This window comes from Paenibacillus sp. URB8-2 (assembly GCF_013393385.1).
In the GTDB taxonomy this organism is placed as follows: domain Bacteria; phylum Bacillota; class Bacilli; order Paenibacillales; family Paenibacillaceae; genus Paenibacillus_AQ.
In genome coordinates this window covers 4,360,525-4,372,333 of record NZ_AP023239.1, presented here as the reverse complement: position 1 = coordinate 4,372,333, position 11,809 = coordinate 4,360,525, and the positions used below count along the sequence as shown (strand labels likewise).

The window sequence follows — 11,809 nt, the reverse complement described above, 5'->3', positions numbered from 1 at the left end:
GTTATAATTTGTATGGATGATAGTTTTTGGAACAGTGTCGGGACAATGAGGATTGGGGTCCAACGTGTCGTTCTTTCCATATTTATTTCAGTTATTTTAATCCGGGTGTTATGAATATTGAAGCACTGAGTCTTAGCGAAGGAGATGATAATCCGATGGAGCCTATTCGAAAGGAAGAGTTAGACGATCAGGCCTGCGGGAGCCTGGCTCCCAAATCCAAGCCTTGTCCACGGCCAAAACCGGGCGAGGCAGCTGGAGGATGCTCCTTCGACGGAGCGCAAATTACATTGCTTCCGATTATGGATGCTGCGCATCTCGTGCATGGACCGGTCGCTTGTGCCGGCAACAGTTGGGAAAGCCGGGGAAGCCTTTCGAGTGGACCCAGCCTCTCTCAATACGGCTTTGCGACGGATTTAAGTAATAATGACATCATTTTTGGCGGCGAAAAAAAGCTGAAAGACAGCATCGACTATATTGCCGGGCGTTTTGCGCCTCCGGCTATCTTTGTATATTCAACCTGTGTTACGGCGCTGATCGGCGAAGATATGGATGCCGTCTGTAAAGAGGCGTCGGATCGTCTGGCTATTCCGATAGTGCCTGTCAACAGCCCCGGCTTTGTCGGAAGCAAAAATCTCGGCAACCGGCTCGCGGGCGATGCGCTGCTCCAATATGTTATCGGTACGGGAGAACCGGAGCAAGAGACTCCGCTTGGTGTGAACCTGATTGGTGAGTATAACATCGCCGGCGAGATGTGGGACATTGAGAAGTTGATGAACCAAGCGGGAATTACGCTTCTATCCCGCATTACGGGCGACGCCAGATACAAGGAGATTACTTGGGCGCATCGCGCGAAAGCCAATATGGTCGTATGCAGCCGCGCCCTGCTTGGACTGGCGAAGCAGATGGAATCCAAGTACGGCATACCGTATTTTGAAGGATCGTTCTATGGCGCGAAAGAGACGACCTATTCTTTGCGCCAGATGGCCTTCCTGCTGAACGACAGGGAAATGGAACGCCGGGTAGACCGGTTGACAGAGCGCGAAGAGAACAGGCTGGCTCATGATTTGCGTCCGTACCGCAAAATTCTCAAAGGAAAAAAAGCGGTGCTTTATACAGGCGGAGTAAAGAGCTGGTCGGTCATTTCGGCGCTGAAAGAACTTGGCATTCAAGTCGTGGGCGTAGGCACCAACAAAAGCTCGGATGAAGATGTGCAGCGGATTGCCGACCGGGTAGGCGATGATACGGAATACATTCCGGAAGGCGGAGCAAGCCGCATTATCAAGACGGTGAAGGAACGCAAAGCCGACATTATGATTGCCGGCGGGCGGAATATGTATGTTGCAATGAAAGAACAGATACCGTTTGTGGACATCAACCAGGAGCGGCATAAAGCCTATGCGGGATACGAAGGTCTGCTTCGGCTGGCCAAGGAACTGGTAGATTCCATGGTCAATCCGATCTGGAAGCTTGCGTCATCGCCTGCTCCATGGGATAAGGAGGGCAACTATGACCGTTAAGAGACGAAGCAAACCGGTATCGGTCAATCCCCTCAAAATCGGGCAGTCTTTGGGCGGCGTCCTGGCTATGCAGGGCTGCTACCGGGCGATGCCGATTGTCCATGGTTCGCAGGGCTGCAGCGCTTTTCCCAAAGCGCTTCTAACCCGTCATTTTCGCGAACCGATTGCGGTGCAAACCTCCGCGCTTCAGGAAATGGACGTTATTTTTGACGCGAACCGAAATTTAGAAGAGGCTCTGAATGCGGTGCTGTCCAAGCATCGCCCCGATATTATCGGGATTATCGGGACTGAATTGACCGATGTTGCCGGAGTGGATTACCAGAGCATGCTGAAGTCATACAAGAGAGAGCGGAATATGCGCGGCGGGCTTGCCTTCTCTGTAACGCTGCCCGATTTTCGCGGATCGCTGGAATCGGGATACAGCGTAACCGTAGAAGCGATGGTCGATGAACTGATTCAGCAGGCTGGTCTCAGGGGACAGCGAAACGTGAATTCCCGCCAAATTACGCTGCTCCCGGGTTCGTATCTCACGCCCGGTGACGTAATGGAGCTAAAGGAAATCGTATCTTCCTTCGGCTTCGAGGTTATCGCGCTTCCTGATATTTCGACTTCTTTGTCAGGGCATCTGCTTACGGGATTCTCGCCGCTGACCAGAGGCGGTGTTCCTTTGGATTCCATGCTGCAGAGCCTGCAGTCGGGACTTACAATCGCCTTTGGCGCCAGCATGGAGCGTCCGGCAAGAAGATTGCATAACGCTCTGGGAACGCCCTACAAAGTGTTCCAGGGAACGATGGGACTTAAGGCATCCGACGAGCTGCTGAATTTTCTGCATCAAATCAGCGGAGTTCCTGTTCCAATCCGGTACTGTTGGCAGCGGGAAAACCTGCTTGACTGCATGCTTGATGCACACTTTCAGTTCGCCGGCGTCTCCGCGCTTGCTGCGCTTGAGCCGGATCATCTGCGTTCCGTATCGGAGTGGCTTGATGAACTGGGAGTTGAACAAAAAGCGCTCATTACTTCCTACGAAACTCCGGTAGTAGCCGAAATGGAACGTGAAGTATGGGTCGGCGATCTGGATGACGCCGAAGTTCTGGGAAGCGGAGCCGATCTGTGGATCAGCAGTTCACACGGAATAGCAGGAGCTGAACGTATCGGAGCGGCTTTCCTGGCTGCGGGCTTCCCGATTTGGAATGAGCTTGGATCTTATATGAATGTCTCCGTCGGCTATCGCGGTGCGATGGAGTGGACCAATAAAGCAGGCAATCTATTGATGAGAAGGGAGGCGGAGCATCGTGAAAGTCGCGTTCGCCACAGATGACGGAGTTCGTGTAAATGCCCACTTCGGGCAAAGTTCGATGTTTGCCATTTATAACATTACAAAGAGCAGCAGTGAGCTTGTGGAGCTCCGCAGAATACCCGACATTGCAGCCCAGGATGAAATGGGCAAGATTGACAGCCGGATCGAGGCTATTGCCGATTGCACGCTGATCTTTCTGATGCAGATTGGAGCCTCGGCGGCGGCAAAGGTGACCCGTCGCAAAATCATGCCGGTCAAAGTGCAATTTGGCAGTCCGATTGATGAGCAGGTAAAACGGCTTGCGGACATGCTGCAAGGCAAGCCTCCTATGTGGCTGGCCAAGGTGCTTCGCGCGGAGGAAGAGGAAGGAGCTGGGGTTAATGGATCAAACGGCTAACGAAATCGCATCTGCGAATGAACAACCGGCTGAAAGACAACCGGCATTGCCGAAGCGCCGTTCCAAACCGGCCCCCGATCCTGAAAAGGCGGCTCATCTTATCCGCCGTTTGAACGATCTCCTTAGCGCAAGCGATTATTTCGGCCGGCATGCGGCCCTTACTCCTGATGAGAAGATTGCGAAGCTGTTCTTGGCATCAGCGGAGGATAAAGCTAAGTCGGACTTCAACTGCACCGCATCCGATGAGGTCCGCCGCCAGGTACCGGTATTGTTCCAGGCCATCGCCGGCGTGATAGAAGAGAACTGCGGCTTGATGATTCAAAGCTCTGCGGAAATCAACGTTGAGGGTTTCGGACGCGGGCTGCTCTATAGCGGCCGCGTTATCCTTGTGATGAAGAGCCTCCGCGCAGGCTTTCCGTTCCCGTTCACTTCCCTGGACAAGACGGTTGCCTATGGGGTTGCTTGCATAGAAGAGGGTCTTGCCTTTTTGGATAAATATAAAGAACTGACTGCTGTGCACGGATTGCTCAGTCTGGAGGGATAAACTTCACTGTCAGGAAACACCTCCGATTCTATACTATATGAAACTATTAAACCATGAGCGATAACGGAGGTAGAAGACGATGGAGCACGCATTGGCCGGATTGGTGGAGCAGCAGCGGTATGCACGGCAGTTGAAACTGCTCGGAGAGAGCGGACAGAAGGCGCTAAAAGAAGCGACGGTAATGATCGCGGGTATCGGCGGCCTGGGCGGGACGGCAGCAATTTATTTGGCAGCCGCCGGAGTCGGAAAACTGATACTCGCGCACGAAGGCATAATTGTTATGCCGGACTTGAACCGGCAGATTCTGATGGATAACGATCACCTGGGAATGGAGCGGATGAGCACGGCCGTGGAGCATTTGCGGCGGCTCAATCCCGAGGTGGAGATCGAGGGCTACAATTCCAAGATTGAGTACGACAAAGCTAAACCTTGGATTGAGAGCGCCGATATTGTCATCGACGCCCGCTATGATTTTCCGGAGCGGTACGAATTGAACCGTCTCTGTGTGGACGCCGGCAAGCCGATGGTGGAAGCGGCGATGTACGGCTTTGAAATATCGCTTACAACGATGATTCCCGGAGAAACGCCATGTCTGGAGTGTTTGTACCCCGATAGCAAGCCTCAGTGGGAGCCCTTGGGATTTCCAGTTTTGGGTGCAACCTCAGGTATTGCGGGTTGCCTGGCTGCGCTGGAAGCCGTAAAATGGATTACAAGGGTAGGAACGGCCTATACCGGCATTATGCATCGCTTTAACTCACTCGACTTTACCACTTACAGTGTCCGACTTACCCGTAATCCGAATTGCGCTTGCTGCGGAGAAGGAGGTAAACCGTGAAAAGTCTCAAGCTATGTGACACGACGCTAAGGGACGGCGAACAGGCGGCTGGGGTTTCATTCACGAGGGCGGAAAAGCTGGAAATCGCAAGATTGCTGTCGGAGTGCGGTGTAGAGCAGGCGGAGATTGGTATTCCGGCTATGGGAGTACGGGAGCAGGAGGACATCGCGGCTATTGCCGCGCTCGGTCTTCCCATCAAGCTGATGACCTGGAACCGTGCGCTCAAAAGCGATATTGACAAGGCTTGGGCGACGGGAGTGAATTGGTGCCATGTTTCCATTCCCGTCTCTGAAGTTCAGCTTCGCGGCAAGCTCGGGCTTACGCCTGTTGAAGGCTTAACGAAGCTGCTTCGTGCGGCGGAATATGCAGTAGGACTGGGTATGACCGTGTCGGTCGGTATGGAAGATTCATCCCGTGCGGATATGGATTTTCTGGTGGAATTGGTCAATTGTCTTTATAAGGAATGCGGCGTAAGATGGTTCCGTTATGCGGATACGGTATCCGCACATCATCCCGGACAGATGGCTCAGCGGGTAAGCGCCCTGCTTGGAGCTGTACCGCCGGATGTGGAACTTGAAGTGCACTGCCATAACGATTTCGGACTGGCTGTCGCGAACACGCTGAGCGGCATCGCCGCGGGTGCGACGTGGGCGAGTACGACGGTCGCGGGAATTGGGGAGCGCACCGGGAATGCGCCGATGGAGGAAGTGGCGCTGGCCTGGCGTTACTTGTACGGCGGCGACACCGCCATTCGAGCCGAGCTGCTTAAGCTTGCCGCGGATATGGTAATCGCGGCTTCGGGACGCAGCGTTGGAGACTCTAAACCGATTGTCGGCAAGCTAGCCTTCACACATGAATCGGGCATACATGTGGACGGACTGATGAAGGATAGGGAGACTTACCAGACCTTCAATCCGTCGGAAGTCGGCCGTGAGCACAATTTTGTGCTTGGCAAGCATTCCGGGACGGGCGGCGTTGCCCATGTACTTGGCAAACAGGGACTTGAAGCTGACCCCGAGATGGCGGCCAGACTGCTGGTACGTGTCCGGGATTATGCCGAGGCGAGCAAAGGGAATGTGCCGGAATCCTTGTTGGTGAAATGGCTGTTGGAAGAGCGGAAGCAGGCTCCAAACGCGGTGTAAGAACCCGGGTGATGACATGAACGTCATCGTCCCGAAATAGGACTGGACGGAAGCGATCATGCGAAGCAGATTAGCGGAGGAAATAAGGGGCTGATTCACGGGACATAGCTGTCCTTGTGAATCGGCCTCTTTTTGAATGCTTTCAAGAACTGTTATTAGTCTCCGTGCGAAAGGTTAAGATATATTAAATGTACTTCGCAAGCGGGGTACAGTCCGCACAAGGAGGCAGGGACATGAACCCGAAATGGTGGAAGGAAAGTGTCGTGTACCAGATTTATCCCGTGAGCTTCATGGATTCGAACGGCGACGGAAGGGGAGACCTGCGGGGAATCATCTCGAAGCTGGACTATCTGAAGGATCTCGGAGTGGATGTCATCTGGGTGTGCCCCATCTACAAGTCTCCCGGCCATGACAACGGCTACGATATCAGCGATTACTGCGACATCAGCAAGGAGTTCGGAACGATGGCGGATTTCGACCTGATGCTTCGGGAGATCCATGCGCGGGGCATGAAGTTGATGATGGACCTGGTACTCAATCACACCTCCCATCAGCATCCCTGGTTTGTCGAATCCCGGCAGTCGAAGGATAATCCGAAACGCGATTTCTATATATGGAGAAAAGGCAGAAACGGCGGCCCTCCGAATAACTGGGAGTCATATTTCAGCGGCTCGGTGTGGGAGTACGACGAGCGGACGGGGGAGTACTACCTGCATTTGTATTCCAGATTCCAGCCCGATCTCAACTGGGAAAATCCCGTCGTCATCGATAAGCTGCATGAAATGGTAGCCTGGTGGCTGAAAAAAGGCGTGGACGGCTTCCGGTTCGACGCCATCGCGCATATTGTCAAGGCCGAAGGGCTCCCCGACGCCCTGAATCCAAAAGGCACCACGACGGTGCGGGCCTACGAAATGTTCTCCAACCTGGAGCATGTTCACACCCTGCTGCAAAACCTGAATGACAAGGTGCTTTATTATTACGATATTATGACGGTCGGGGAGACCTCCGGCCTCGGGCCGGAGCAGGCGCTGGAGTATGTGGGCGACGGACGCCGGGAGCTGAACATGACGTTTCAGTTCGAGCATATGTTTCTGGATGCCGCCTCGGCAGGCAGCGGGAAGTGGGATATCGTTCCATGGAATCTGTTGGCGCTAAAAAAAATCATGAGCGGTTGGCAGACGACTCTCCATAACCGGGGCTGGAACGCCAATTATTTGTGCAATCACGATCAGCCGCGGGCGGTATCGCGGTTTGGTGACGATGTTCGCTACCGGGACTGCTCGGCCAAAATGCTGGCTACGTTTCTGCATATGCTGGAAGGGACGCCATACATGTACCAAGGCGAAGAGATTGGCATGACGAATGCCGCGTTTCAGTCGATTGAAGATTACCGCGACGTCGAAACGCTCAACTACTATGAGGAGCGGCGCAACAGCGGCGTCTCGGACGAGGAAATCATGAAGGCGATCCACAAAAAGAGCCGGGACAACGCCCGGACGCCGATGCAATGGGACGATGGCGAGGGAGCCGGATTTACAACCGGAGTGCCCTGGATCAACCTGAACTCGAATTATGTGGAAATCAATGCTGCCAAGGCGGTTAAGGACCCTGATTCCATTTATCATTATTACAAAAAGCTGATTGAGCTGCGAAAAAAACACAAGGTGATCGTCTATGGCGAATACCGGCTGCTGCTGCCGCTTCATACTGAAATTTATGCGTTCACCCGGACGCTGGAGGATCGGCAGCTTTTGATTATTCTGAATTTTTTTGACCGCAATCCGGTCTTTGAAATGCCGCAGGATCTGTCGCCGGACGGAATGGAACTGCTGATCTCCAATTATCCGTTGGAAAAGACCGAGGATCTCCGCAAGCTGCCGCTGCGTCCGTACGAGGCGCGGGTTTATATAAAAACCATTCCGGGGGCGCCGGAGGGAGTTTAGAAATTAACCGAAAGATTTGCAGGGCAGGTTCTGGTGGCGGCAGCGCCGGGGACCTGCTTTTTTGGAAGACCGGCTGACGTGGAAACCGATCTGCGCCAGTGATTATCAGCATTTTTCATGGAGTGAGAGTGACTTGCTGCTTTGAGTTTGCCGGCAAAAGGGGGTAAAATAAGCGGTACATTTGCAGATACATAGATTGGCTGAATGAAAAGGGAACTGCGGGAGGAGACCGGACATGAGTGAATGGTATGAAAAAAGCTTTGGCGAGGACTATCTGATCGTATATAAACACCGGGATTTCGGAGGCGCGCGGCGGGAAGTCGAGCGGATGATCGGCTGGCTTAGCCTGCCGGCGGGCGCCAAAGTGCTTGATCTGTGCTGCGGCATGGGCCGGCATTCGCTGGCGCTCGCGGAAGCGGGTTACGAGGTCACCGGCATCGACCTGTCGGAAGCGCTGCTGCGCGAAGCGCGCGCCCAGGAAGGCGCGGAGCGCGTGACCTGGGTCCGGTCCGATATGCGCGAGCTGCCGCTTGAGGGAGGCTTCGATGCGGTGGTCAACCTGTTCACCTCCTTCGGATATTTTGAGGAGGATGAGGAGCATCTGAAGGTGCTGCGCGAAATCCGGCGGATGCTGAAACCGGGCGGCAAGTTTATCATCGATTTCCTGAATCCATCCTATGTGATTGCGCATCTCGTGCCGCATTCCAACCGGGAAGACGGCGACAATCTGATTGACGAGAAGCGGCGGATCGAGGACGGCTACGTGAAGAAGGACATCATCTTGACGTCCAAAATCGATGGGACGCCGCGCCAATACCATGAGCGGGTGAAGCTGTACCCGCTGGAGAAGTTCCGCGATTTGCTCGCGGCTGCCGGTCTTTCCCTTGAAGCGGTGCATGGGAGCTACGAGGAGGATGAATATGAGGCGGAAACCTCGCCGCGCATGATCTTCGTAGGGAAGCGTCCGTAAATGGACGGCGGCAAGAGCAGGCGGGAGGAAACCGCCCGGTATAAGATTCAGGAGGGCGGATTGATTCAGGTGCTTGTGCCGATGGCACCGCCGCTGCTGCTGATGAACGGCTATCTGCTCAGGGACGAAGACGGCGGTATTACCGTGGTCGATCCTGGGCCCCGAAGCCGGGAAGCGGAGGCGGTCTGGGAGGATCGGGAGCTTGGAGCATCATGGAATGCTGTGAAGCAGATCGTTGTCACCCATCACCATCCGGACCATTACGGATTGGCAGGTTGGCTGCAGGAGCGCAGCGGCTGCAGTCTGGATGTCGAAGCGGGCGCATGCCGAGGCGGAGATGATGTGGGGGCCTGCGTCCGTCATGGAGTCGGCGCTGCCGGAGTTTTTTGCCCGGCACGGCATGCCGGAGCAGCGGGTGGCGGAGCTGAGGGAGCATCAGGCCGCGATATGGCCTGTGATTTCGCCGCAGCCGGAAGTTTCACATGTGGAGACGGAGCGGTCTTTTGCCATGGGCGGCCGGGAGTGGCTGCCGGTTGAGACCGGCGGACATGCGGCGGGGCATCTGTCCTTCTTCCACCCGGGCAGCGGGCAGCTGCTGTGCGGGGATGCCGTGCTGCCCCAGATTTCCCCGAATGTCAGCCTGCTTCCGGGCAGTGATCCCGAGCCTTTGCGGTCGTTCATGGACGGGCTGTCCATGCTCCGGCAGCTGCCGGTGAAGACGGCGTTTCCGGGGCACCGTGAGCCGTTCGGTTATTTTGCGGGCCGGATTGACAATCTGCTGCTCCATCACGAAGAGCGGCTGGACGCGGCGGAGTCGCTGCTGGCGGATCGTCCGCGCAGCGGATTCGAGGTGTGCAGAGAGCTGTTCCGGGGACGGATACCGGGCATTCATCAACTGCGTTTTGCCATGAGCGAGACACTGGCTCACCTCGTTGAATTGGAACGCAGAGGCCGGGCCGTCTCGGAGGAGAAGAACGGAGAGATTCTGTTTTATAAGATGGATGGTTATTGATCTCATGCGGCAGACAAACAAGCGGGACCGGACAAGAGCGACTCTTGCCCGGTCCCGCTTTTTAATTGTAGAAACTCCAGGTTTTGCCCTTATTCCGTCTGCATCTTCTCCGCATATAAACGTCTTGCCGCCTCTTCGCTGTCCTCCGGCTCATGCGGCAGTCCGAGATCATGCTCACGCTCCGCCTGCTTCCGGTGGGCGATTCGGCTGCTTGCGGCAGCGGCGACGGCGCCTACGATATCGTCCAGGAAGGTGTTCACTTTCCCGGTTCCCTTGTCGTTCAGCCTCTCCAGGACGCCCGGCTTCAGCTTATCGATATAGCCGTAGTTGGTAAAGCCTATGCTTCCGTATACATTCACAATGGAAAAGGCGAATATTTCATCTACGCCGTAAAGGCTTTCGTCATGCTCGATCATATCCTGCAGCGGAGGAAACAGCTTGCCCTCTTCTGCCAGCAGGTCCAACTGGATGCCGGTCAAGACGGCGTTCTGCACTTCCCGCTTGCTGAGCACCATCTCGATATTGTGGATGCACTCTTCCATGGTTAGATTGGGATAATATTTTTGCTGAAGCAGCATGACTAGCTCGGCAATTTCCTCGATCTTTACCCCGCGTTTGTGAAGCCAAGCTCTCGTTGCCTGCGCGACGGCTTTGCTGTTCAGACTGTAAGGGATTTTTGCATCGGCCATGTTCAGTCACCCCGTTAAGTTGTCGTTATTGGACGTTGCTATGGCGGCATGGTCTACCATGCTGCGCCGTAGTCAAATTGTACGTGTACAGGAAGTATTTGTCCAGAAGTGGAGACTTATGCGGAAAGCGGTTGCCTGGCGGAAAAGGGATGCTGGACACCGTCAAAAGCAAGCGTAAGCGATTTTTGGATAAGCCGTTGTTATTTTTTGTCCGGGGGGCTCGTATACATAGCAGTACAAACCGTTCGATTATCTATGAAAGGGGCAAAACAAGATGATAAACAAGAAAAAACTGGCTGGCGTTTCCGCAGCCTGCCTGCTGGCGTTTCCGCTGGCGCTGTCCGGCTGCGGCTGGTTCGGCTCGGAAAAATCGGCTGCCATTGACCCGCCGCCAAGCGATGTGGAGGCGCAAATGCTGCAGACAAGCGATAACACGCTGGATAGCGGGGTCTTCGCGCCTGTTGCGGAGGACGGTGCGGACAGCGGCTCAACCGGCAGCGATTCAGGCGGGGGCGCAGCCGATTCAAGCACCGCGGCGAATAACGCCGCAAGCGGCAGCGCAAAGTCGGGGGCCAAAGGTGATAGCGACTCCAATGCGCCGCGCACGACCGTATATTTGCAGAATGATAACGGCCTGCTTGCTCCCGTCGCTCTCAGTCTGCCAGCGGCAGACCAAAACGGAGTGCTGAAACAGTCGCTCGAAGCTCTGGTGGACAAAGGAGCCTACGCAGCGGGCCTGCCTGACGGATTTCATGGGGTCCTGCCCCAAGGCACAGAAGTCAAAAGCGTGACGGTGGACCATAATCTGGCCGTCGCCGAGTTTGGCGGCAATTTCGGCACCTATGCTCCGGCAGACGAACGGAAGCTGCTGGAGGCCATTACCTGGACGCTGACCGGGCAGGAAGGAATTAAGGGAGTGCAGCTGTGGGTTGACGGCAAAAAGCTGAACGAAATGCCGCTCAAGGAAACGCCGCTCGATCGTCCGCTGACCCGTAGCCTGGGAATCAATCTGCCGTCTCAGGGCCCGGCTAAGATGAATTCCAGCGCCGTCACCGTCTACTTCTCGGCTGCTTCGCCAAGCGGAGTTCAATATTATGTACCCGTTACCCGGTTCGTGACGCCGGGACAGGACCCGCTTAAAGCGGCGATGAACGAACTGATTCAAGGCCCCGAATCGGAGGACGGACTGGAAACGGTTATGACCCCAGAGACGTCGCTGGATTCGGTGGAGAAGGGGCAGAACGGCGTGGTTACCGTATCGCTGAACGACGATATGTTCGATGATGGCAGTCAGGTGCCCGCCGAGCTGCTGGAGTCTGTGGTGCTCACAGTGGCCCAAAATTCGGAGGACGCCATGGTTCAGGTCCGCATGAATGGCAAACAGACGGTCACCGGCACCGACAATGTCGATTACGGCAAGCCCGTTTCGGCTCCGCAGTATGTGAATGAACTTCCGTTGTAAA

At 55.2% G+C, this 11,809-nt stretch carries 12 protein-coding genes; 11 read left to right on the top strand and 1 reads right to left on the bottom strand.

Going from position 1 to position 11,809, the window contains the following annotated elements; genetic code table 11:
- Positions 1 to 155: 155 nt before the first annotated feature.
- The 10 genes from nifE to PUR_RS26405 all read left to right on the top strand — a co-directional run bounded on the left by nifE (position 156) and on the right by PUR_RS26405 (position 9,657).
- Positions 156 to 1,517: a nitrogenase iron-molybdenum cofactor biosynthesis protein NifE gene (nifE, locus tag PUR_RS20215; RefSeq protein WP_179036793.1), complete on the top strand. Its 1,362-nt coding sequence runs from the start codon at positions 156 to 158 to the stop codon at positions 1,515 to 1,517.
- Complete coding sequence (nifN, locus tag PUR_RS20210) at positions 1,507 to 2,835, top strand: nitrogenase iron-molybdenum cofactor biosynthesis protein NifN (protein WP_179036792.1); 1,329 nt, start codon at positions 1,507 to 1,509, stop codon at positions 2,833 to 2,835. The genes nifE and nifN overlap by 11 nt, the downstream gene beginning before the upstream one ends.
- Positions 2,810 to 3,211: a nitrogen fixation protein NifX gene (nifX, locus tag PUR_RS20205; protein ID WP_179036791.1), complete on the top strand. Its 402-nt coding sequence runs from the start codon at positions 2,810 to 2,812 to the stop codon at positions 3,209 to 3,211. Before nifN ends, nifX begins: the two co-directional genes overlap by 26 nt.
- Positions 3,195 to 3,755, top strand: coding sequence for a DUF269 domain-containing protein (locus PUR_RS20200; protein WP_179036790.1), 561 nt, complete (start codon positions 3,195 to 3,197; stop codon positions 3,753 to 3,755). The genes nifX and PUR_RS20200 overlap by 17 nt, the downstream gene beginning before the upstream one ends.
- Positions 3,756 to 3,834: 79 nt before the next feature.
- The gene (locus PUR_RS20195) at positions 3,835 to 4,590 is read left to right on the top strand and encodes a HesA/MoeB/ThiF family protein (RefSeq protein ID WP_179036789.1); all 756 of its coding nucleotides are present in this window, start codon (positions 3,835 to 3,837) and stop codon (positions 4,588 to 4,590) included.
- A complete protein-coding gene (locus PUR_RS20190) occupies positions 4,587 to 5,732 on the top strand; it encodes a homocitrate synthase/isopropylmalate synthase family protein (RefSeq protein ID WP_179036788.1) in 1,146 nt (381 codons plus the stop codon). The genes PUR_RS20195 and PUR_RS20190 overlap by 4 nt, the downstream gene beginning before the upstream one ends.
- A 233-nt stretch (positions 5,733 to 5,965) precedes the next feature.
- Positions 5,966 to 7,675 (top strand): glycoside hydrolase family 13 protein, encoded by a 1,710-nt coding sequence (locus tag PUR_RS20185; RefSeq protein ID WP_179036787.1) that lies wholly within the window; start codon positions 5,966 to 5,968, stop codon positions 7,673 to 7,675.
- Between the two features lie 235 nt (positions 7,676 to 7,910).
- Positions 7,911 to 8,645 carry a class I SAM-dependent methyltransferase gene (locus PUR_RS20180; RefSeq protein WP_179036786.1) on the top strand — a complete coding sequence of 245 codons (735 nt, stop codon included), beginning with the start codon at positions 7,911 to 7,913 and terminating at the stop codon, positions 8,643 to 8,645.
- Entirely contained in the window at positions 8,646 to 9,182 is a 537-nt protein-coding gene (locus tag PUR_RS26410) for an MBL fold metallo-hydrolase (protein WP_332107914.1), read from the top strand.
- Complete coding sequence (locus PUR_RS26405) at positions 9,070 to 9,657, top strand: MBL fold metallo-hydrolase (RefSeq protein WP_332107951.1); 588 nt, start codon at positions 9,070 to 9,072, stop codon at positions 9,655 to 9,657. Before PUR_RS26410 ends, PUR_RS26405 begins: the two co-directional genes overlap by 113 nt.
- Positions 9,658 to 9,746: 89 nt before the next feature.
- Here PUR_RS26405 and PUR_RS20170 read toward each other — a convergent pair whose 3' ends face one another.
- Positions 9,747 to 10,346 carry a phosphatidylglycerophosphatase A family protein gene (locus tag PUR_RS20170; RefSeq protein ID WP_179036785.1) on the bottom strand — a complete coding sequence of 200 codons (600 nt, stop codon included), beginning with the start codon at positions 10,344 to 10,346 and terminating at the stop codon, positions 9,747 to 9,749.
- Positions 10,347 to 10,620: 274 nt separating this feature from the next.
- Here PUR_RS20170 and PUR_RS20165 point away from each other — a divergent pair, with 274 nt between their 5' ends.
- The gene (locus tag PUR_RS20165; protein WP_179036784.1) at positions 10,621 to 11,808 is read left to right on the top strand and encodes a GerMN domain-containing protein; all 1,188 of its coding nucleotides are present in this window, start codon (positions 10,621 to 10,623) and stop codon (positions 11,806 to 11,808) included.
- The last annotated feature ends 1 nt before the right edge of the window (position 11,809 follow it).

Bases quoted from the DNA above. Each gene is read 5' to 3' on its own strand.
- nifE (WP_179036793.1), top strand. From the start codon at position 156: ATGGAGCCTATTCGAAAGGAAGAGTTAGACGATCAGGCCTGCGGGAGC.
- nifN (WP_179036792.1), top strand. From the start codon at position 1,507: ATGACCGTTAAGAGACGAAGCAAACCGGTATCGGTCAATCCCCTCAAA.
- PUR_RS20200 (WP_179036790.1), top strand. From the start codon at position 3,195: ATGGATCAAACGGCTAACGAAATCGCATCTGCGAATGAACAACCGGCT.
- PUR_RS20195 (WP_179036789.1), top strand. From the start codon at position 3,835: ATGGAGCACGCATTGGCCGGATTGGTGGAGCAGCAGCGGTATGCACGG.
- PUR_RS20185 (WP_179036787.1), top strand. From the start codon at position 5,966: ATGAACCCGAAATGGTGGAAGGAAAGTGTCGTGTACCAGATTTATCCC.
- PUR_RS20180 (WP_179036786.1), top strand. From the start codon at position 7,911: ATGAGTGAATGGTATGAAAAAAGCTTTGGCGAGGACTATCTGATCGTA.
- PUR_RS26410 (WP_332107914.1), top strand. From the start codon at position 8,646: ATGGACGGCGGCAAGAGCAGGCGGGAGGAAACCGCCCGGTATAAGATT.
- PUR_RS20170 (WP_179036785.1), bottom strand. From the start codon at position 10,346: ATGGCCGATGCAAAAATCCCTTACAGTCTGAACAGCAAAGCCGTCGCG.
- PUR_RS20165 (WP_179036784.1), top strand. From the start codon at position 10,621: ATGATAAACAAGAAAAAACTGGCTGGCGTTTCCGCAGCCTGCCTGCTG.